Below are 21783 nucleotides of genomic sequence, written 5' to 3'. Positions count from 1 at the left end.
TTGACTAGACTCGGCTCGCTGCTGGAAATACCCGGCTCGAGCTCAGGAGTTGTGATGCCGACCCATCGCCCACCGCTGGCGGGACTCGCGGCGGTCGCCGGGGCCGACACCGCGTTGCGGACCGTCACCGAGCTGGTCGGCAAGTCCTCGGTCGAGCTGGTCGGGCCGTCCGGGGTGCGTCCGTTCGTCGCCGCGACGATCGCGGCGAAACGGCCGCTGGTGGTGGTCACCGCGACCGGGCGCGAGGCCGACGATCTGACCGTCGAGCTCGAGGAGATGCTCGGGCCGACGGTCGCACAGTTCCCGTCCTGGGAAACCCTGCCGCACGAGCGGCTCTCACCCGGCGCCGACACCGTCGGGCGCAGGCTCGAGGTGCTGCGCAGGCTGGCGCACCCCGAGGACCCGGCCTTCCCCGCGCCGCTGCGCGTGGTGGTCACCACCGTGCGGTCGCTGATGCAGCCGATGGCCGGTGGACTGGGCGACATCGAGCCGATCGTGCTGCGCGTCGGCGCCGAGCTCGACTTCGACGAACTGCTCACGCGCCTGGTCGAATTCGCCTACAGCCGGGTCGACATGGTCGGCAAGCGCGGCGAGTTCGCGGTGCGCGGCGGCATCCTCGACCTCTTCCCGCCGACCGCCGATCATCCGGTGCGCGTGGAGTTCTGGGGCGACGAGGTCACCGAACTGCGCCCGTTCGCCGTCGCCGACCAGCGCTCGCTGCCCGAGGTGTCGGTCGAGGTCGTCGTCGCGCCGCCCTGTCGTGAACTGCTGCTCACCGCCGCCGTGCGCGCGCGGGCCGCCGAGGTCGCCGCCGCCAACGCGGCCGACGCCGCGCTGGTCGAGATGCTGGAGAAGCTGGCCAACGGCGTGCCGGTGGACGGTATGGAGGCGCTGCTCCCGGTGTTGCAGCCCGGCGAATTACGCCTGCTCACCGAGGTATTGCCGGAAAACACCCATCTGCTGCTCTGCGATCCGGAGAAGATCCGCACCCGCGCCGCCGACCTGGTGCGCACCGGTGAGGAGTTCCTGGAGGCGTCCTGGACCGCGGCCTCGTTCGGCGCCGCCGCCCCGCTCGGCGCCCACGGGCTGGACCTGGCCGCGTCCGGCTATCGGGCGCTGCCGGTCGTGCACGAGAGCGCCGACCAGCACGGGCTGCCCTGGTGGACGCTGAGCCCGCTGACGGCGGGCGTCCCCGAAGAAGTGGTGCTGCCGGTCATGGCCGGGCCGACCGCGCGTGGCTCCGACGAACTCGTCGCGACCATCTTCGCCTCGCTGCGCGCGCACGTGGCCACCGGCGGCCGCGCCGTGGTCGTCGTCGCCGGACACGGTACGGCGCAACGCATTCTGGAACGCCTCGCCGACGCCGACGTGCCCGCCGCCGCGCTGGAACCCGGCGCGGAACCGAGCAACGGCGTGGTCGGCGTGCTGTGCGGTTCGCTGCACGACGGACTGGTCTTCGACGACGCCGGACTCGTCGTCGTCGCCGAATCCGATCTCACCGGCAACCGGATGACCGCGCCCGGCGACGGCAAACGACTGCCCGCCAAGCGCCGCAACCAGGTCGACCCGCTGGCGTTGAACGCTGGCGACATGGTGGTGCACGACCAGCACGGCATCGGCCGATTCGTCGAGATGATCGAACGCACCGTCGGCGGCGCCCGCCGCGAATACCTCGTCATCGAATACGCGCCCGGCAAGCGCGGCCAGCCGGGCGACCGGTTGTTCGTGCCGATGGAGTCGCTGGATCAGTTGTCGCGCTACGTCGGCGGCGAGCTGCCCAGCCTGTCCAAGCTCGGCGGGTCGGACTGGGCGAATACGAAACGCAAGGCGCGCAAGGCGGTTCGCGAGATCGCCGGCGAGCTGGTGCAGCTGTATGCCGCGCGCCAGGCGGCGCCGGGGCATGCGTTCGGCCCCGATACGCCGTGGCAGCAGGAGATGGAGGACGCCTTCGCGTTCACCGAGACCGTCGACCAGATGACCGCCATCGCCGAGGTGAAGTCGGACATGGAGAAGCCGGTCCCGATGGACCGGGTGGTGTGTGGCGACGTCGGTTACGGCAAGACCGAGATCGCCGTGCGCGCCGCGTTCAAGGCGGTGCAGGACGGTAAGCAGGTCGTCGTGCTGGTGCCGACAACGCTGCTGGCGCAACAACATCTGCAGACCTTCGCCGAACGGGTCGCCGGCTTCCCGGTCACCGTGAAGGGCCTGTCCCGGTTCACCGATCCGGCCGACGCGCGCGCCGTGCTGGCGGGCATGGCCGACGGCAGCGTCGACATCGTGGTCGGCACCCACCGGCTGCTGCAGACCGGCGTGCGCTGGAAGGACCTCGGGCTCGTCGTGGTCGACGAGGAGCAGCGCTTCGGCGTCGAACACAAGGAACACATCAAGGCGCTGCGCACCCACGTCGACGTGCTGACCATGTCCGCGACGCCGATCCCGCGCACCCTGGAGATGAGCCTGGCCGGCATCCGCGAGATGTCGACCATCCTCACCCCGCCGGAGGAGCGGCATCCGGTGCTCACCTACGTCGGCGCCTACAACGACAAACAGGTCACCGCCGCCATCCGCCGCGAGCTGCTGCGCGACGGCCAGGTCTTCTACGTACACAACCGGGTGTCCTCGATCGACAAGGCCGCCAAGCGGATTCGCGATCTGGTGCCCGAAGCGAGGGTGGCCGTCGCGCACGGTCAGATGAACGAGGACGCGCTCGAGTCCACCGTGGCCGGTTTCTGGGAACGCGAGTTCGACGTGCTCGTCTGCACCACCATCATCGAGACCGGCCTCGACATCTCCAACGCCAATACACTGCTGGTGGAACGCGCTGACGCCCTTGGCCTTTCGCAGCTGCACCAGCTGCGTGGCCGGGTCGGGCGCAGCCGGGAACGCGGGTACGCCTACTTCCTGTACCCGCCGGAGAAGCCGCTCACCGAGACCGCCTACGACCGCCTCGCCACCATCGCGCAGAACTCCGACCTCGGGGCGGGCATGGCCGTCGCGATGAAGGACCTCGAAATCCGCGGCGCCGGTAACGTGCTCGGCGCCGAGCAGTCCGGGCACGTCGCGGGCGTCGGCTTCGATCTCTACGTCCGGCTGGTCGGCGAGGCCGTCGAGGCGTATCGGGCCGCCGCCGACGGCAGGCCCATCACCACCGAGGAACCCAAGGAGATGCGCATCGACCTGCCCGTCGACGCGCACATCCCGCCCGACTACATCGGCAGCGACCGGCTCCGGCTCGAGGGATACCGCAAACTGGCCTCCGCGCAGGACGATTCGACCCTCGCCTCGGTGGTCGAGGAGCTCGTCGACCGGTACGGCCCGCTGCCGGTCGAGGTCGGCCGCCTGGTCTCGGTCGCCAAGCTCCGGCTGCTGGCCCGTGAATACGGCGTTACCGAAATCGCGGTCACCGGAACAACACTCAAGGTCTCGCCGCTGCAACTGCCGGACTCGAAGCAGATGCGCCTCAAGCGGATCTACCCCAGCGCCAGTTACCGCGCGGCCAGCGGGGTGATCTCGCTGCCGCTGCCGCGGGTCGAGGACAGTGTCGGGGCGGACCGGGTCCGCGACGTCGTGCTCCTGCAATTCGTCGCCGACCTACTGCTCGCGTTGGACGGAAAGGCGCAGGGCGCAGTAGATCTCACCACCGCGACCGAGGTCTCGGCCGCCCGATGAGTACCGACCGGGACGAGGCGGTGCTGCGGGCCGCCCGCCACGCCGCCGCCAGCCAGCCGACCGAGGCGCCCTCCGACACCGCGGTGGTGGCGGCCGGCCTCACCGGCGCCGTGGAAGTCATGGATCGCCTGTGGAATTTCGGCGGCTGGGAAGTCACCCAGACCCACGACTCGCTGCGCCCCTACCTGCTCGAGGAAACCTACGAACTGCTCGACGCCATCCAGCACAACGACGCCGAAACCATCAAGGAAGAACTGGGCGACCTGCTGCTCCAGGTGCTCTTCCACTCCCGGATCGCCCAGGCGGCAGGCGAATTCACCGTCGATGACGTCGCCGCCGCCCTGGTGGCCAAGCTAGTCAACCGCAGCCCTTACCTGCGCGACGCCGACTTCGCCGCCGACACCTCCCTCGAAGAGAAGATCGCGGCACAGGAAAGTGCCTGGGAAGAGCGCAAATCCGCGGAAAAATCCCGCCGCTCCTGCCTCGACGGCATCGCCATGGCGCAACCCGCGCTGGCCCTCGCCGAAAAGATCCGCGATCGCAGCACCAAGGCGGGCCTGCCCGCCGACCTGATCCCCGAAGACCTGCGCACAGTTCACCTCGGCGGGCCCGACAGCGCCGAGGAGCGCCTCCGCAAAGCCACCCTCGCCTTCGCCGCCACCATCCACGCCACCGAAGACGCCGCGGAAACCGCTCGAGGTGAACGCCGTCCGCTCACCAGCGACGATTGGTACAAGTACTGGACGGCCGACGCGTAGCGTTGACGAAACGAACGTCGGCGGTCGGGCAGCGGTGTGCACGGGATTCGGCACAGCCCGGCTCGGGATCGGGAGGTTTCGCATGTTGAGTGTGTTTTCGTCGCCGGGGCACTACGTGCAGGGGCGCGCGGCCACCGAGCAACTCGGCGCGGAGATGGCGCGGCTGGGCATCGAGGGGCCGGTCACGATCGTGGCGGGGCGTAGCGCGCAGCGGTTGCTGGCCGAGGCGTGGGAACGGTCGTTGACGGACGCGAAAATTGCCTACACCGTGCATCTTTCGAGTGGGGAATGCACCAGGGCGGAGATCGCGACGATCACCGCGGCGGTGCGGGACAGTGGCAGCACCGCGGTGCTCGGGGCGGGCGGCGGGAAGGTGCTCGATTCGGCGCGTGCGGTCGCCGACGACCTGGCGTTGCCGATGATCAGTTGTCCGACCACCGCGTCGAGTGACGCGCCGTGTAGCGCGCTGTCGGTGATCTACACGGCGGCCGGCGAAGTCGAGACCTACCAGCTGGTCCGCCGCAACCCCGCGCTGGTGCTGGTGGACACCTCCGCCATCGCCCAGGCCCCGGCCCGGCTGCTCGCCTCGGGCATGGGCGACGCGCTCGCCACCTGGTTCGAGGCGCGTACCTGCACGGCCGCGCGGGTGCGCAATATGCGCGGCGGCGCGTCCACGCGCAGTGCCACCGCCCTCGCCGAACTCTGCTACAACACGCTGCTGGCGGATGGCACGCAGGCGTTGGCCGCGGTGCGCGAGCACGCCGTCACCCCCGCGCTGGAGCGCATCGTCGAGGCCAACACCCTGCTGTCCGGTCTCGGCTTCGAATCCTCCGGGCTGGCCGCCGCGCACGCCGTGCACAACGGGCTGACCGCCGCCCCGCAGACGCACGCGTTTCTGCACGGCGAGAAGGTCGCTTTCGGCGTCCTCACCCAGCTGGTGCTGGAAGGTGCCGAGACCGGCGAGATCAATACCGTCCTCGACTTCTGTACCGAAGTCGGCCTGCCCACCACCCTCGCCGCGCTCGGCCTCGCCGACGCCGACGAAAATACGCTGTCGGCCATCGCAACCCGCGCCACCGCACCCGGCGAAACGATCCACAACGAGCCCTTCACCGTCGACGCCGCGATGACCCTCGACGCGATCCGCGCCGCCGACGCCCTCGGCCGCCGCTGAACCGCGCCACGCGGGCCTGCCACGCGGAATCAAACCCCTATTCGGCTATGAGACGCGTCACTGATCAATTCGGCGCGCGCTGACGTCGGCCCACCTCGGCGGGATTTCGACATGCAAACCTCACCTTCCCGAAAGCATGTCGTCACCATCTGGCGGGAAACCTGTCAGTAGTCCTTCGCTATTCTGGCGGTGGAATCCGAAGCCAATGGCGGGCAAACCGCCGGGGAGGACGTTCGGTCCGGTGCACATCAGCAGAGTCGCGGAGCACCCGCGACCGGATCATGTGTTGTTCCACTTCAGCGACACCCACGTGATCGCCGGCGACGGGGATTTGTACGGTGACGTAGACGCGGACCAGCGATTACGCCAGTTACTAGAGCAGGCCGCGGCCAGTCGGATCCAGCCGACCGCGATCGTGTTCACCGGTGATCTCACCGACAAGGGTGAACCCGCGGCGTACGACAAGCTCAAGGCTTTGATCGAGCCATTTGCAAGAAGTTTGCCAGCGCCCATTGTGTGGGTCGCGGGGAACCACGACGACCGCAGTCTCCTGCGCCGCAAGCTGCTCGGCGAACGAGGATCGACCGCGCCGCTGGACCGCGTCCACCTGATCGACGGCCTGCGCATCATCGCCCTGGACACCTCGGTCCCCGGCCACCACTACGGCGAAATCTCCGACGAACAGCTGGATTGGCTGCGTTCGGTGCTCGCCGAGCCCGCCCCCTTCGGCACCATCCTGGCCATGCATCATCCGCCCGTTCCGTGCGTGCTCGACCTCGCCGTCCCCGTCGAGCTGCGCGACCAGCGCAGGCTGGCCGACGTGCTCGACGGCAGCGACGTCCGGGCCATCCTGGCCGGTCACCTGCACTTCTCCACCAACGCCACCTTCGCGGGCATCCCGGTCTCGGTGGCCTCGGCGACCTGCTACAGCCAAGATCTCGGCGTCGAGCAGGGCGGCCTGCGCGGTCGAGACGGTGCGCAGGCCTTCAACTACGTGCACATCTACCCGGACACCGTGGTGCACTCGGTCGTGCCGATCGACCGGGGCCCGACGGTCGGCTCGCCATCGACGGCCGAGGAGGCTGCTCGCACGCTCGCGGCGGAGGGCATTGTCATCCCGCCCGCCGCGCGCATCCCGCATGTCATGCGGCGCCGGGCGACGACTCCGGAATCGGATGACGAGACGGTGCGCTGAGCCGCTCCCACGGCGCCGGATCCGGGAAGTAGCCGGACAGGAACTCTGAAACCGCCTGTACCCGTTCGGTTTCGGTGATCTCCGGGAAGCTTCCGTCGTTCAGGCAGAAGAAGTCGACATCACGCCGTTCGGCGATACCGTCCAGCAGTGCAAGCCCTTTGCGGCTGGTCGTATCGACGTAGCGCATCTTCGCCTTCTCCTGCGGCACCGCACGCCCGGTGAGCAGCGCGTAGTAGTGGTACAGCGAGTTGGTGACGGAAATGTCGGTGGCCGAACGGAACCGGCTGGCCCTGGTGCGCGCGAAGTCGGCGCCGAACTCGGCCTCCATCTCCAGTAATACGCTGCGCCGCAACGGAACCGGCGTGTGCTCCAGATGCCGGGTGATGATGTGACCGAACCGCTCGGCCAGCAGTTCCCGGTTCACCCGCGCGGCGTTCTCGAAACCGCTGCGCCGCTCGTTGTTTCCGCCCGGCCCGATCCTGGTGTCGGCCTCGATGAACCGGCTGACCCCGCCCGCGGTGAAGAACATCGACGGGCGCACCGGGCGGGCGAAGAACATGTCGTCGTTGGAGTACAGGAAGTGCTCGCTGAGCCCCTCGATGTGCTGCAACTGGCATTCCACCGCATGGGAATTGAACGTCGGCAGTCCGCTGGTGTCCGAAAAGTGGTCCAGCGCACGGACAACCGTCACCCGAGGATGCTCGGCCAGCCAGCCGGGCACCGCCGAGTCGGTGGCGATGAAGATGCGCCGGATCCACGGCGCGTTCTTGTCCACCGACCGCAGTGCGTATTTCAGCTCGTCGATCTGCCGGATGCGCGCGTCGGCGTCGTCGCCCTCGCCGACCACCACCTGCGCCAGCATCCCGGCGCGGCGGGCCCGGAACTCCGGGTCGGAGCCGTCTACCCAGGAGAACACCAGGTCGATGTCGAAGTTGACGTCGGTGGCCTGCGGCGCGAACATGTCGACCAAGGTCGGCCAGGCGCGGTCGAACAGCAGCACCTGCGTGTGTTCGACATCGGCCAGGTCGAATACGTTGCGGGTGAGGGCATTCGGGCGGGGGCATTCGACCGTGTCGCCGTGGTACTCCCACAGCTCCAGCTCGACGTGGTGGGCCGGGTCGCTGTCGCGGCCGAGCCGGAAAACGTTGTGCTGCACTTCGGTACACGCGAAGCCCGCGCTTGTCGCGGCGGCCGTCACCCGGCGCACCATCAGCTGGTGTGCGGCGTCCGTCGCGAGCATGAGTCGTTCCCCGCTGTCGCGGATCAGCAGGAACGGCACCTCGGCGGCCGCAAGTTCACTACGCAGCCAGCCCAAATCCTCGATCATCGCCGCCGATACGGCGAGGTTGCCCGCCATCGGCCGGGTCACCATCTCTACTGCCGTCGGGTTCACAGCCCCCATGTCCATCATCAGTTTCTTCTCCACATCCATTCGTGCACCGTTGGGTCCCAGCTCCGAGGCACCGCGCCGGGGCCGAGCGGCGCTACCGCCGGCGTCGTGACGCCGGCTGGGCAGCACCGCGCCCGGCGCGGTCGGATTCAGAAGTGGGGCACGATGCCGTAGCGCGGGAACGAATTGATCACGCGGATTCCAGACGATCGGTTAACCATTCGTTTTCACCTCACTCACGGCAGGACGCACAGCGTCGGGATGGGTGTGCTGGATCCGTGCGCGCGGCGGAAGAACGACCGAGCGTGCGCACGGGAGACAGCACGCTGGCCGGACAATCATCGGCCGGCAGAAGAGAGATGTCCCAGACAACAATGGGGACTGTACGAATGATGCATCTACGGTGACATTTCGTCAATCGGGACACTCCGTCCCACCTGCTGCCGTTCCGCTGCCTCTGGCGTGGCCCTTTGCCGTGCCGGTCGCATAGCCGCCGGTCGCGCAAGGCATCTCGGCATGGTTGTGCTGGGCGTACGCCGGATGGCGCGTTCGCGCACCGTGATTGTCATCATGACCGGGCGATGACCGAACGCCACGGGGTAGCGCCGCTCGGACAGCGTAGTTAGGATAGCCTCACCAATATTGATCGGAGAAGGGAGCGCAACGCCGTGCGCGTCGTCATTCTGTTCGGATCCGAGATGGGCACCGCCGAAACCGTCGCAGACAGCGTCGCGGACGCGCTCTCCGCCTACGACGTATCGGTCTACGACCTGAGCGATTTCGCCGTCGACGACCTCGACGCGCACGACTTCCACGTCATCGTGTGCTCCACCTACGGCGACGGCGATCTGCCGACCGGTGCCGAGTTGTTCTTCGACGAACTCGCCGCCGCGTCCCCCGACCTGACCGGCCTGCGCTTCGCCGTGTTCGGCCTCGGCGACAGCATCTACGGCGACACCTTCAACCGCGGCGGCGAGATCGCGGCCGAACGCCTCGTCGAGTGCGGCGCCACCCAGGTCGGGGCGCATGCCCGGCACGACGCGTCCACCGAAATCCGCGCGCGCGACATGGCCCGCGACTGGGCGGCAACCCTGCCCCTGCGCGCGCTCGCCCCGGCCTGATAGTCCGCTGAGAGCACTCCGGACATCGGGACCAGCGCCAGCGCACAAGTGGCCCAGCACTTTAGACTGCTATCAAGCGCGGCACAGCCCGTCGCGCTCGACGATCCATGAGGTGACGAAAGATGGCAGCCGGAGCGAGCCCCGCGCAACGTCAAGACCACTCGACAGATCATCACGACGATCATCCCGAGCTGGACGTGCTACCGGAATGGCCCCGGGAGACGATCGCGGTACTGGTGACCACCGACCCCGGACCGCACGCGATCCCGGTGTCCTGGCCGGTGCGCGCCGGTGATCGGCAGATCCTGCTCAGTCTCAAGTTCGATCGTGGGTCGCTGGCCCGGCTGCGGGAACGGCCGCAGGTGGCGCTGCTGATCCTCGGCGGCGGCAACGTCGCGCTGTGTGCGCGCGGCACCGCGCGGGTGATTGCCGAGCAGATGCCCGACGCCGCCGACTATGTCGCGGTGCGCATCGATGTCGAGGCGATCGACGACCATCGGCAGTCGGCCTTCGCGGTGGCGGGTGGCATCCAGCGCACCGTGCTCGACCCGGCCGAGCTGCACGCGCTGGAGGGTCGCGTGAACACACTGCGGGCGTGGGCCGACGGTCAGAACTGAACCTGCGCAACAGGTCCGGGACCGGACAATAATCGAGATGAAGGCGGCGCGAACGGGCCGTCGCGGAAGGGATTCATGAGCGTCACATTGGCCAAAGGCGGAAATGTTTCGCTGTCGAAGCAGGCAGCGAACCTCACCAAGGTCGCGGTGGGCCTCGGGTGGGACGTGCGCACCACCACGGGCGCCGACTACGACCTCGACGCGAGCGCGCTGGCGACCGGACCTGATCTGAAGGTGCTCTCGGATCAGCATTTCATCTTCTACAACAACCTGCGTTCCCCCGAGGGTTCGATCGAGCACACCGGCGACAACCTGACCGGCGAGGGCGAAGGCGACGACGAGGTCATCAACGTCGACCTGGCCGCCACCCCGCCGACCATCACCAACATCTTCTTCCCCGTGTCCATCCACGACGCCGACGCGCGCAGCCAGTCCTTCGGCCAGATCCGCAACGCGTTCATCCGCGTGGTGGACGCGTCGACCGGCATCGAACTGGCCCGCTACGACCTCACCGAGGACGCCTCCACCGAAACCGCGATGATCTTCGGCGAGCTGTACCGCCACAGCAACGAATGGAAGTTCCGCGCCATCGGCCAGGGTTACGCCTCCGGCCTCGCGGGCATCGCCCGCGACTACGGCGTCCACATCTGATCGAGCCCGGGTACGGGCGTCGCGCCAGGTGGCAGCGACGCCCGTCCGATCAGCTCGGGCTGCTGAGGCTTTCCGGGGCTTCCGGGATCAACCGGGGGCGGTCGCGTTCCCTGGCGTCGAGCATGGCGAAGTAGCGGCGGAGCATGAGGACGGCCGTGGTGGCCAAGCCGGCGGTGAGACCCCACCAGACGCCGGCCGCGCCGAGGCCGATGGGGAAGGCCAGCAGTAGGGCGACGGGGAGGCCGACGCCCCAGTAGCCGACGAGCGACAAGCGGAAGCCTGCGTTGGTCTCCTTCAGGCCGCGCAGTAGTCCGGTGCCGATGTTCTGGGCCGCGTCGAAGAATTGCAGCACGATGCCGATCAACAGCAGGGTGTGCGCGATCTCGATGGTGCTGGTGTCGTTCGAGTTCAGGAACGGTCGCAGCACCAGGTCGGGTGCGATCACGTAGATCGCGCCGGTGATCGCGGCCACCACGCCGACGTGCCGCAGCGCGAGCCAGGCCAGCGCCCTGGCGTGCTGGTATTCGTCGCGGGTGACGGCGTGGCTGACCAGGATCGAGGCGCCGTGCGACAGGCCGATGGCGACCTGGAACACGATGTAGATGATCTGGTAGACGACATTGTGCGCGGCCAGCGCCGCCGGACCGATGCTGCCCATCACGAGGGCCAGCACCGAGAACATGCCCGCCTCGGAGCCGTAGGTGAGGGCGATCGGCCCACCGAGGCGCAGCTCGGCGAGCACAGTGGACCGCCGCACCGGCCACGGACGCAGCGGCAGCGTGGCACCGAGCCGGGAATCCCGGCGCACCATCGCCCAGAAGACACCGAAGGTGATCAGGAAGACCAGCGAGGTCGCCACGCCGATACCGGTGAGACCGAGCTCGGGCAGTCCGGCGCGGCCGTGGATGAAGCCCAGCGCGAGCAGCAGATTCAGCAGCACCGAGCCGAGCGTGACCAGCAGCAGGGCCTGCGGGCGCTGCATGCCGACGGTGTACTGCCGCAGCACCTGGAACCACAGGCACGGCAACAGCCCTGGCGCCAGCGCGCCCATCAGCGGACGCGCGTCGGCCAGCACCCCGGCGTCCTGGCCGAGCCACTGCAACGACCAGCCGAGCCCGATGAGGAGGACCCCACCGACGAGGCCGGCCAGGGTGGCGATCAGAAAGCTCGACCGCAGTACGTCTTTGATCTCTTCGTCGGGGGATTCGCCACGCTTACCCGCCGAACTCACCGCGGTGGCAATCTGATTGCCGCTCGCGGTGATCAGCCCGACGCACATGGTGCGAATCTGGTTGAACAGCGCGATCGCCAGCCCGCCCGCGGCCACCTGCTGCACGCCGAGCGTGCCCATCAGCACGATGTTGGTGGTGGACACCGCGATCTGCGCCAACTGCGTCATCGCGATCGGCGTCGCGAGCGCGGTGAGCCGACGGCTGTCGGCCCGGTAGCCCGACAGATTCACCGGGCCACCTCCGCACGCTCATACCGGGCGGTCAGCAAGTGCTTCATCGAACCTCCGCGAGCTCGGCCCGGCGGGCAGTGGGGGTGTAGCGGTGCAGCATCGCCAGCACTTCGGCTTCGGCCGCCGGGTCGAGCAGGTCGCGTTCGGCCATCCAGTCGTCGTCGAAGACGGTGTCCAGGTATTTCTCGCCGCCGTCGCAGACGAGGGTGACGATGGTGGAGCCGGGCGGGAATTCGTCGAGCCTGCTGAGCGCGGCGTGCACCGACCCGCCCGCCGAGCCGCCGATCATCAGGCCGAGTTGGGCGGCGACGGCACGGGCGGTGGCGAAGGCGTCGACGTCGGTCACCTTGACGCCCTCGTCCAGCAGCGAGTAATCCACGGCAGTACCGATGGTCGCGCCGGGCGGGGTGCCGGTGCCGGACTGCCAGTACGGGCCGCCCTCGCCGCCGAAGGCGATCGAGCCGACCGGCTCGACGCCGATCACCCGTGGCACACAACCGAGTTGGCGCAGCCGGGTCGCGGTGCCGAACAGCGAACCGCCGGTGCCGACCGAGGAGAGCAGGATATCGACCCGCTCAACGTCTTCCAGCAACTCTTCGGCGACCGCGTAGTAGCCGACCGCGTTGGCGTCGTTGTTGTGCTGCTCGGTGAAGTACGCGTCCGGCCGGGCAGCGGCCATCGCCTCGGCCAGGTCTTCCCGGGCCGAGGTGGCCAGGTTGTCGTCGCCGTCATCGGCGACGAACACCAATTCCGCACCCATTGCTCGCATAGCGCGCAGCTTGTCCTTACATGCGTGATGATCGACCACTGCGGTAAAGTGATACCCACGTTCGGCAGCTACTACCGCGAGACCGAGTCCGGTGTTCCCGGATGTCGACTCGATGATATGCCCGCCACTTCCCAGCAACCCGCGCCGCTCCGCATCGAGCACCATTTCGCGGGCCATTCTGATCTTGGCCGCGCCGGTCGGGTTGAACTGCTCGAGCTTGAGCAGTAACCGGGTGCCGGTCGAGGTGGCCGCCAGTTCGAACAGCGGCGTGCGGCCGATCAGATCCGTCACGCGCGTGACGAGCGGCATGGATTTTCTCCTAGTTCAGGTGGTGGGTGTCAGCCGTCGAGCGTCCAGCGGAGCCGATCGCCGGGTGCGTCGTGCAGCAGCACCTTCGGCGGTATCGGCAGCTCATGGAAGGCGGATTCGTTCGAGTCCATTTGGTAACCGGCCGTATTCGGGTAGATCAGCAGGTCACCGACCGTGGCGGCCCGCGGTAGCGGGATCCGCCGCCAGCTGAGCATGTCGGAGTCGAGGCAGGTGGCCGCGCCGACGCTGGTCGGGGTGGTGCTGCCCGGCCGGGTGGGCCACAGCAGCGGGTCGGGCAGGTATTCGCTGTCGAACCACTGCTCGGACAGGCTCAAGCTGGTGCCGTCGACGGTGAGCAGATGGTACGGCGCGCCGTCGACGTGCCGGATCTTGCTGCCCTGGACCCGGAAGACGGTGAAACCGGCGTGCGCGAGCAGTGCGCGGCCCGGCTCGATCGCCAGCCGGATGGCATTGTCGCGCAGTCGCTGTGCGAGCCCGTCGTGGTCGAGGATCGCGGCAAGCATGGCCGGACCGGGCGCGGGGAAGTGATAGGGATAGTAGGACTCGAACGACTTGCCCGAGTGGAACCACCGCCGGTCGACGTGCTCGGTGAACTCCGCCCAGGCGTCGGCAGGCACGTAATCGACGCCGAAGCCGCCACCGATCGACAGCGTGGTGGCGGGCTGGCCCAGCGTGCGCGCGTGCAGGCAGCGAGCGATCAGCGCACCGGCCAGCTCGGCCCTGGCGACGGCGTCGTAGCCGGACAGGTGAAAGCTGAAGCCCTCCAGCCGAAGCGATGTACGACCGGCGAACGCGGCCAGCGCACGGTCGAGCTCGACCTCGGTCATCCCGAATCGGCTGGCCGACGCGGCGGGCAATACCCGGAGCATGATCCGGACCGGTGCGGTCGAGTCGCCCAGTGCGGCAAGGCGTTCGAGCTCATCTAGGTCATCGACCGCGATCAGCGCACCGTGCCGGGTGGCCAGCCAGAGCAGGTCGTCGGACTTCGCGGGCCCGGTCACCATCAGCTCGGCACCGCGCACGCCCTGCGCCAGCGCGGCCGTCAGCTCGCCGGTGCTGGAAACATCCACACCCGCACCGTGTTCCGCGCAGGCGCGGGTGACGGCGGCGGACTTGTTCGCCTTCTTGCCGTAGTAGACGACGCCATCGATCCCCGCCCGCGCGAAGGCTTCGTGGAATCCTTGGATATTGCGCCCCACCCGCGGCGGATACAGCACGTGGAACGGGCCGCCCACCGCGAAGCCGATGTCGCCCAGCAGATTCGGGTCGCCGAGCACGCGGCGCTCCCAGTCGTCCAGGCGCGCCGGGACCGGGGCGGCGCTGATCGCACCGCGCGTCACCCCGACCCCGCCCGCGTCTAATCCCACAGGGGCACCTCCGTGCCGCGCCCCTCGGCGATGGCGCGCTCGGCGAGGGCGTGCGCGACCGCGATGTCGGTCAGCACGAGCCCGCTGTTGTAGACGAAGATGCGCTCGTCGTCCGAGCGTCGTGCGACCGCGCGACGGCTCAGGATCTGCGGCAACTCGGCGTCCACCGCGCGCAGCCGCCCGTCCGGCCCGACCATGTCGGTCCCGGTCAACGTCATCTGCTCCGCGCTGGTCGCGACGACCCGATCGGCGTCGATCAGGGTCGAGGGAGCCAGCCCGTAGCCGACGAGCACCACCGTCGAACCCGGTGCCAGATCACTGGATTCGAGCGCGACCTCGGTGCCGGGGCCCGCGGTGGCCAGCACCACGTCGGCGGTGGCCGCGGCGGCCCGGGGGTCTTCGACCGTTTCGAGCAGCGCGTGCGGGTAGTACTCGGCCAGCTGCCGATGCACCGCGTCCAGCCCTTCGGGGTGGGTGCCGTACAGCATCAACTTGCGCAGCTGCGGGTTCGCGGCGAGCAAGTGCGGCAACGCGTTTCGGCCCTGGGTGCCGGTGCCGATCAGCAGCACGCTCTCCGCGCCGCGGCGGATGGTCTCGCGCACAAGCAGCGCCGACACCGCCGGGGTGCGCAGCGCGCCGACCCGCGAGCAATCCATCAGTGCGATCGGCGCGCCGGTGCTGTCGTCGTAGAGCGTGATGGTCGTGTAGTAGCGCTTGGTGCTGCGATCGTGGCCGGGATCGAACTTGTACGACGTCTTCATCGCGACCACCCGGCGGCGGCCGTCGCGGCCGAGCATCGCGTAGGACACCGACCAGCCGTCCGGGTTCGCGACGCTGAGTTTGCGTGGGTTGTCCGAATCCCCTGCGGCGAACGCCAGATACGCGTCCTCCACGGCCCGCACGACATCGCCGGGCGTGATCGGCACGCCGGCCAGGTCGCTGCGGCTCAGCACCCGTAACGGGGTGCTTCGGTCACGGATGTTCAATGGATCCTCGATCATGTGCTGCTTCCCGCTCTATCGCCACCGGACGGTGCTCCCGGTGTTCGTCCGTTCGGGCCGACTCGCGGCCACCGGACACGAACGCGGTAGTTTCTGCCGCTCGGAACGGGGCGACGACTCGTTGCCCGTACCCATTCTCGTCGGCCTCTTCGGACCGCCGCGGTCGATCAGGCAGGCGGATGTTCACTCGTTTGAGCCAGCGGTCGGTGCCGTCGTAGCGCGCGGTGAACGGTACCCGGCCGTGCACCGCGACGTCGTTGTCTACCAGCAAGATTTCACCGGGTGTGAGCGCGGCCGTAACGCAGACGCGCTCCAGTTCGGCGGTCAGCCGGGCGTAGGCCGCGCGGTATTCGGCGTCGGCGTCGTCGAGCGGGGTATAGGCGGGGTCGTAGCGCAGCGTCGTCTCGTCCGGCCCAGCCGAGGTCCACAGCGTCGGCAGCGGCGTGGCCGAATACTGTTCGTGCCCACTGCCGTAGGAGACGTCGGGCAGGATCGGCAGCGTCGGCGTGCTGAGCAGCCTGCGCTGGGCGGCGCTGAGTTCGACCCGCCGGACCGAGGATACGGTCGTGCCGACCAGGTCCGGATTGCGCAGGCAGCCGAGCATCAGCAGGTTGGCGCGCTGCGGGTGGAAAGCATCTTCGGAGTGCGGGCTGAGCAGGGTCTTGCTGCTCGCGCCGGACTGTTCGTCTTCGTGGCCGGGGGAGGGCAGGATGTTGTTGACCAGCCGTCCGCCCTGCTGGCCCTGCCAGCCGAAAGGCTCACCGGCCGAACGGGCGAGCAGCAGCATCACCAGGTCGAGCTCGAACGAGTGCGCGCGCCGCGCGGCATCGCCGCTCCACTGCGCGGCCTCGCGCCAGCTCGGCGGGGTCGGGCCGAATTCGGCATCGGTCAGTGGCAGTTTGCTCACGATGGTCGCGCCTGCTGCGGTGGCCGGCGGGCGCATGGTGCGCCGCACGTCGGCGGGTAATTCGGCGAATCTGCGTTCGATCTGCGCGATCACGATCGCATCGGTCAGGGTGACGGCGGTGCTGGCTAAGTCGGGCAGCGTCGAATCCAGTGTGGTAGATATCTCTCGCGCGAGCTCACGCACCGCACGCCCGGCGGCGGCGGGCAGCTCGCGACGTTCGATATCCTGCGGGTGAAGCGTCTTACGTTCGGAGAGAACGCCTTTCACCGAGGGGGTCCCTTCTTCGCATCGTTCGAAAAAGCAGGAGTGACGTCGATCTGCGAAGCTATCCGGTCTCGCGCGGTTAAGCAAGGCTTACCTAAGCGAGTCTGCTAAAAATAGCAGAAACGTATAACACTAGTGAAGTTTGGCTTAATCTCCGTCGCGTGACGCGCAACCGATTAGGCTAGCCTGTCCTGATCGCATCGGCGCTGGCTCAGCACTTCGCCGACCGCGCGCGGATGTTTGTCCAGGAAGAAGGCGGCGCAATGGGTTTGAATCGGCGGCAGCTCCTCCAATCAGGGCTCGGCATCGGGGCGGTGATATTTGTCGCCGCGTGCTCGAAGGGGACGGAGTCGTCCGGGCCCGCTCAGCGAGGCGGCACCCTACGAGTCGGTGCACTGGGCACCGCGGCGCGGATCGAACGCGATCCGCACGCCAACCTGAGCAACGACAGCGACTTCCTGATCACCTCGCTGGTGTACGACGCGCTCACCGTGCCCGGCGCGGATCCGAACGTCGCGCCGCGCTTGGCGACTCGGTGGGAGCCGGACGCGCAGCGCCGCCGCTGGACCTTCACCCTCGCCGAGGGCGCGACCTTCCACGACGGCAGCCCGGTCACCGCCGACGACGTCGTGTGGTCGCTGCGCAGGCTGCGCACGGTCGGCGGCGCGTCCAAGATGCCGGTCGCCGCGGAGGACATCACCGCGGACGGCCCGAACCGCGTAGTGCTCACCGTGCCCGAGCCGAACACCCAGCTGCCGCTGCTGGTCCGGCTGATGACGTTCACCGTCAAGAAGGACACCACCGACTTCACCAAAGCCGTTGGCACCGGGCCGTTCCGGCTCGAGTCGTACCAGGCGGGCAATGCCAGGCTGGTACGCAACGAGCAGTGGCACGGCACGCCGCCGCTGCTCGATGCCATCGAGATCACCATGTTCGAGAGCGTCACCGCACTGGGCAACGCGGTGCTCGGCGGGCAGATCGACCTCGCCTCCAACGTCGGCGCGATCGCGGGCCGGACCGCCGAGGGGCGTGGTGACCTGCGGGTGGTCCGCCGCGCCGACGACACCATGCTCGGCGTCGCGATGCGCGCCTCGGACGGACCGTTCGCCGACGCCAGGGTGCGCACCGCGCTGCGGCTCGGTGTCGACCGGAACGCACTGGTGAGCCAGGTGCATTCGGGCTACGGCAAGGTTGCCAACGACATCCTGGGCACCGGCGACCCGGTGTACGACAAGTCCATCGCGCAGCGCACCCGCGACGTCGACCGCGCGAAAACGCTGCTGCGCGAGGCCAATTTCGACACCGGCCGCAGCTATCCACTGATCACCAAGGCGGAGGCGCCCGGCGAGGTGGAGTCGGCCAAGGTCATCGCGACCCAGCTCGCCGACATCGGCGTCCGCCTCGACGTGGTCACCCAGGACTCCAACGCCTTCTACGACCAGACCTGGTTGAAGGGCGCGCTGTACACCGTCTCCTGGGGCACCAACGATTCGGTGCTGTTCTACGCGGACAAGTTGATGTCGAGCCGGTCCAACCGCAACGAAACCGACTTCAAGGACGCCGAGTTCGACGCGGCCACCGCGAAAGCCATGGCAGCCCAAAGCGACTCGGAGTACACGCAGGCCTGTCGCGACGTGCAGCGGATCCAGCACGAGCGCGGCGGATACCTGGTGTGGGGCATAGCCGACGGCATCGACATCGCGTCCGCGCGGGTGCACGACCTGCCCACGCTCGGTGGTTTCGCGCGGGTGCAGCTGGAACGGGCCTGGTTGGCCGGGTGATCTCGTTCGCGCGCCTGCTGATCCGGCGCATCGCCCTGCTGATCGCCCTGCTGGCAACGGTCTTCGTAGTCGTCGACCTGCTGCCGGGCAGTACCGCACGGGCGGTGCTCGGCCGGGACGCGACGCCGGAACGGGTCGCGGCCAAGGAGCGCGAACTCGGGCTGGATCGGCCGCTGCCGCAACGATTCTGGGACTGGATCTCCGGCGTGGCAACCGGCGACTTCGGCCGCACCACACGCGGGCGGCCGATCAACGAGCTGCTCGCCGACAAGTTCCCGCCGACCCTGCTGCTCGGTGGGCTCGCGCTGGTGGTGACGGTGCTCGTCTCGCTGCTGCTGGGCATCTGGTGGGCGCAGCGCCCCGTGCGGCCGCTGGAACCCGCGACAACCATCGCGGCGGCGATCCCGGAGTTCGTGGTCGCGACGCTGTTGATTCTGGTGTTCGCGCTCGGCGCGGGCTGGCTGCCCGCCGTCACCATTACCGATCGCTCCGGTTTTCCGGCGAGCCCCGACATGCTGGTGCTGCCGGTGCTCGCGCTGGCGATCCCGCAGATCGGCTGGAATACCCGGGTGGTGCGCGCCGCGATGGTGGACGCGGCCCAGGCACCGCACGTGGAAAGCGCTGTGCTGGATGGCATTCCCGCACGCAGCGTGCTGGTGCGGCACGTGCTGCCCTTCGCGCTGCCGACGATCGTGGCGAGTTTCGCGACCACGGTCGGGATGGTGCTCGGCGGCTCGCTGGTGGTGGAGACCATCTTCAACTACCCGGGTCTCGGCGCCGTGCTCGCCGGGTCGGTGGCGGATCGCGATGTCGCGGTGGTCGCCTCGGTGGTCGCGCTGTCCGGCGCGGTGATCATGTGCGTGCTCGCCGTCGCCGACGGGATTCGTACCTGGTCGTTGCGGGGTGTTCGATGAAACGCCTACTGCGCCCCCGTGATCCCGCTGCGGCAACGGCTCGGCCGGGTCGCGGTCGAGTGCGCCGCCTCCGGCTGCTGACCGTGCTGCCCGCCGTGGTGGTGACGCTGCTCGCGGTGTGCGGCCCCGCGCTTGCCCCGCACCCGGCCGAAACCCCCGTCGGTATCCCGTTCGGTAATGCCGGTGCCGACGCCTGGTTGGGCACCGACCGGCTGGGCCGCGACGTGCTGAGCCAATTGCTTTACGGCGGTTGGGGTCTGTTGCTGCTCGCCGCGGTGATCGCGGTGGCGGTTACGGCGCTGGCCTGCGTGCTCGGCGCAGTCACCGCGCTGCGCCCCGGGGTCGGCGCGCTGATCGAACGCGCCGTCGACTTCGCCATGCTGCTGCCCGCCGTCCTCGGCATTCTGCTGGTGCTGACCGCATGGCCGGACGCGGGGCCCCTCGGCCTGATTGTCGTCGCTCTCCTGTTCGGCACTCCGTACTGCGCAAGGGTTTTCGCGGCCGCTGCGGCGGGTGTCGCTGCCTCGGGGTACGTCGAAGCCGCCCGAGCGAGTGGTGAAACACTGTCGCACTTGGTCTTCCGTGAGGTGATACCGAACCTACGCGAAGTGATCGTCGTTCAGCTCGGGCTGCGCTTCGTGACCGCCGTCTATGTGGTCAGCACGGCGTCGTTCCTGCAACTACCGACCACGCTCGGCGCAAGTAACTGGGCGGTCATGGTGCGCGAGAACTCGTCCGGCATGCTGCTCAACCCGTGGGCGGTGCTGGCGCCGAGCCTGGCGATCGCGGTCGTCGCGGTGAGCGTGAATCTCGCGGTCACGGCCTTCGGACGAGGGGAGCGGTGGTGAGCGAACCCGTTCTCGACCTATCGATCGACGACGACCCGCCGCGCGCGGCAGCCGGCCCGCGCCGGAGTGGCACTGCGGCTCTCGGTGGCGACCTGACGGGATCGGCGCCGGTAGTAGTCGACGAGTTGTCGATACACGGCGCGACAGGGCAGGAGTTGGTCGAGCCCACCAGTTTCCAAATCGAGGCAGGGCAGATCACCGCCCTCACCGGGCCCTCCGGGTCGGGCAAGACAACACTGATGCGGGCACTACTCGGGCAGTTGCCGCCCGGCGCCGTCCGGCGCACCGGCTCGGTCGCCGTCGCAGGCCACGATGTGTTCGCGCTGGATCCCATTGCCCGGCAGCGGTTCCGGCGTACCCACGTGGCTTACGTAGGGCAAGACCCGGGGTCGGCACTCAATCCCCTGATGCGGGTGCACGCTCTGCTGCACGAAGTCGCCCGGGACGCCTCTCGTGACACCGTGCTCGAAACCCTCGAGCTGGTCGGTCTCTCGGCGGAGCACCTACGCCGCCGATCCGGCGAGCTCTCGGGTGGCCAGCAGCGCCGAGTCGCCCTGGCCCGCGCGTTGATTCGCCGGACCGGCGTACTGATCCTCGACGAACCGCTCGCGGGCCTGCACGGCGCGTTGCGCACCGACATCGCCCGCCTGCTGACCGAGGTCGCCGCCGAGCGTTCCACCGCCATCCTGTTGTCCGGCCACGACACCACCGCCGTGCACGCGATCGCCGACAACGTCATCGAGCTCGGCACCGTGCTCGCGGTGGAGGGCAAGGTCGAAGCTTGGCACGCCCCCAGCCGGGACTCGCCAGCCCAGGGCCCGCTCCTGTTGCGGGCAGGCAACATCGGCGCGACGATCGGCGCGCGCTCAGTGCTGGCCGAAATAGACCTCGAGCTCGCCCCCGCCTCGGCACTCGCGGTGGTCGGCGTATCCGGCGCCGGTAAAACCACCCTCGCCCGGGTGATCGCGGGCCTGCACCGCTCGGCCACCGGCTCACTCGAGCTGGCCGGAACCGCGATACCGGTCGTCGGACGTGGCCGAACCGCCAGCGGCCGCAATGGCATTCAACTGGTCACCCAGAACCCGCGTGCCGCGCTCAACCCACGCCGCACCGTGGCGCAGACCGTCGGCCGGCCGCTGCGCCGCATCGGCGGGGTGCCGAGACGCCAACTGGCCCAACGGGTCAGCGACCTGCTCGCCTCGGTCGAGCTGGCTCCCGAGCTGGCCCGCCGCTATCCCCACGAGCTGTCCGGCGGGCAACGGCAGCGAGTCGCGCTGGCCCGCGCGCTCGCCGCCGAACCCGCGGTCCTCATCTGCGACGAGATCACCTCCGCGCTGGATCAGGCGACGGCCACCTCGATCATGCGACTACTGGACCGGATTCGCCGCGACCGCGCCATGAGCCTGCTGGTGATCAGCCACGACATGGGTTTGGTTGCCGCGCATTGCCCGCGTCTGGTGGTGCTCGACCACGGCCGCATCGTCGAATCCGGGGAGACGCACGCCATACTCGCGGCACCGGCGCATTCGGCGACGCGCGAGCTGCTCGGCTGAGATTTCGCTGAG

General features: G+C 68.9%; 17 protein-coding genes. 11 read left to right on the top strand and 6 right to left on the bottom strand.

Translation table 11 applies throughout. From position 1 onward, the window contains the following. Positions 1-54 precede the first annotated feature (54 nt). The 4 genes from mfd to DBO33_RS37585 all read left to right on the top strand — a co-directional run bounded on the left by mfd (position 55) and on the right by DBO33_RS37585 (position 6796). The gene (gene mfd / locus DBO33_RS37600) at positions 55-3669 is read left to right on the top strand and encodes a transcription-repair coupling factor (RefSeq protein WP_107659276.1); all 3615 of its coding nucleotides are present in this window, start codon (positions 55-57) and stop codon (positions 3667-3669) included. Next, positions 3666-4427 carry a MazG family protein gene (locus tag DBO33_RS37595; RefSeq protein WP_107659275.1) on the top strand — a complete coding sequence of 254 codons (762 nt, stop codon included), beginning with the start codon at positions 3666-3668 and terminating at the stop codon, positions 4425-4427. The genes mfd and DBO33_RS37595 overlap by 4 nt, the downstream gene beginning before the upstream one ends. Before the next feature lie 82 nt (positions 4428-4509). Then, positions 4510-5601 carry a glycerol dehydrogenase gene (locus DBO33_RS37590; protein WP_107659274.1) on the top strand — a complete coding sequence of 364 codons (1092 nt, stop codon included), beginning with the start codon at positions 4510-4512 and terminating at the stop codon, positions 5599-5601. Between the two features lie 241 nt (positions 5602-5842). Further along, positions 5843-6796 (top strand): phosphodiesterase, encoded by a 954-nt coding sequence (locus DBO33_RS37585; RefSeq protein WP_199856875.1) that lies wholly within the window; start codon positions 5843-5845, stop codon positions 6794-6796. Here DBO33_RS37585 and DBO33_RS37580 read toward each other — a convergent pair. Then, a complete protein-coding gene (locus tag DBO33_RS37580) occupies positions 6744-8207 on the bottom strand; it encodes a stealth family protein (protein ID WP_107660937.1) in 1464 nt (487 codons plus the stop codon). The two genes, DBO33_RS37585 and DBO33_RS37580, sit on opposite strands and share 53 nt — an antisense overlap. Before the next feature lie 647 nt (positions 8208-8854). Between DBO33_RS37580 and DBO33_RS37575 the strand changes: the two genes are divergently transcribed. From DBO33_RS37575 to DBO33_RS37565, 3 genes are all read left to right on the top strand, one after another. Beyond that, entirely contained in the window at positions 8855-9307 is a 453-nt protein-coding gene (locus DBO33_RS37575) for a flavodoxin domain-containing protein (protein ID WP_107659273.1), read from the top strand. A gap of 122 nt (positions 9308-9429) precedes the next feature. Next, a complete protein-coding gene (locus DBO33_RS37570; RefSeq protein ID WP_107659272.1) occupies positions 9430-9924 on the top strand; it encodes a hypothetical protein in 495 nt (164 codons plus the stop codon). Positions 9925-9999: 75 nt separating this feature from the next. Continuing rightward, entirely contained in the window at positions 10000-10575 is a 576-nt protein-coding gene (locus tag DBO33_RS37565; RefSeq protein WP_107659271.1) for a TerD family protein, read from the top strand. A 49-nt stretch (positions 10576-10624) separates the two neighbouring features. On the opposite strand, the gene DBO33_RS37560 is transcribed toward DBO33_RS37565, so the two are convergent. From DBO33_RS37560 to DBO33_RS37540, 5 genes are read right to left on the bottom strand one after another with little or no spacing between them, the layout of a single operon-like run. After that, positions 10625-12037: an MATE family efflux transporter gene (locus DBO33_RS37560; RefSeq protein WP_107659270.1), complete on the bottom strand. Its 1413-nt coding sequence runs from the start codon at positions 12035-12037 to the stop codon at positions 10625-10627. Positions 12038-12080: 43 nt separating this feature from the next. Continuing rightward, complete coding sequence (locus tag DBO33_RS37555) at positions 12081-13115, bottom strand: PLP-dependent cysteine synthase family protein (RefSeq protein WP_107659269.1); 1035 nt, start codon at positions 13113-13115, stop codon at positions 12081-12083. Positions 13116-13144: 29 nt separating this feature from the next. Then, positions 13145-14503 (bottom strand): alanine racemase, encoded by a 1359-nt coding sequence (locus DBO33_RS37550; protein WP_234391256.1) that lies wholly within the window; start codon positions 14501-14503, stop codon positions 13145-13147. Next, positions 14494-15504, bottom strand: a complete 1011-nt coding sequence (locus DBO33_RS37545) for an ornithine cyclodeaminase family protein (RefSeq protein ID WP_199856874.1) — start codon at positions 15502-15504, stop codon at positions 14494-14496. Before DBO33_RS37545 ends, DBO33_RS37550 begins: the two co-directional genes overlap by 10 nt. Continuing rightward, positions 15476-16678 (bottom strand): TauD/TfdA family dioxygenase, encoded by a 1203-nt coding sequence (locus DBO33_RS37540; protein ID WP_107659266.1) that lies wholly within the window; start codon positions 16676-16678, stop codon positions 15476-15478. The genes DBO33_RS37545 and DBO33_RS37540 overlap by 29 nt, the downstream gene beginning before the upstream one ends. A gap of 260 nt (positions 16679-16938) precedes the next feature. On the opposite strand from DBO33_RS37540, the gene DBO33_RS37535 reads away from it, so the two are divergent. From DBO33_RS37535 to DBO33_RS37520, 4 genes are read left to right on the top strand one after another with little or no spacing between them, the layout of a single operon-like run. After that, on the top strand, positions 16939-18456 hold the full coding sequence (locus DBO33_RS37535) for an ABC transporter substrate-binding protein (RefSeq protein ID WP_107660935.1): 1518 nt from the start codon (positions 16939-16941) through the stop codon (positions 18454-18456). Further along, the gene (locus DBO33_RS37530; protein WP_234391255.1) at positions 18453-19370 is read left to right on the top strand and encodes an ABC transporter permease; all 918 of its coding nucleotides are present in this window, start codon (positions 18453-18455) and stop codon (positions 19368-19370) included. Before DBO33_RS37535 ends, DBO33_RS37530 begins: the two co-directional genes overlap by 4 nt. Then, positions 19367-20218: an ABC transporter permease gene (locus DBO33_RS37525; protein ID WP_107659265.1), complete on the top strand. Its 852-nt coding sequence runs from the start codon at positions 19367-19369 to the stop codon at positions 20216-20218. Before DBO33_RS37530 ends, DBO33_RS37525 begins: the two co-directional genes overlap by 4 nt. Continuing rightward, positions 20215-21771: an ABC transporter ATP-binding protein gene (locus tag DBO33_RS37520; RefSeq protein ID WP_234391254.1), complete on the top strand. Its 1557-nt coding sequence runs from the start codon at positions 20215-20217 to the stop codon at positions 21769-21771. The genes DBO33_RS37525 and DBO33_RS37520 overlap by 4 nt, the downstream gene beginning before the upstream one ends. Positions 21772-21783: the final 12 nt, after the last annotated feature.

The organism is Nocardia suismassiliense, from assembly GCF_900269665.1.
In the GTDB taxonomy this organism is placed as follows: Bacteria; Actinomycetota; Actinomycetes; order Mycobacteriales; family Mycobacteriaceae; genus Nocardia; species Nocardia suismassiliense.
This window is presented reverse-complemented; position numbering and strand designations above follow the sequence as displayed.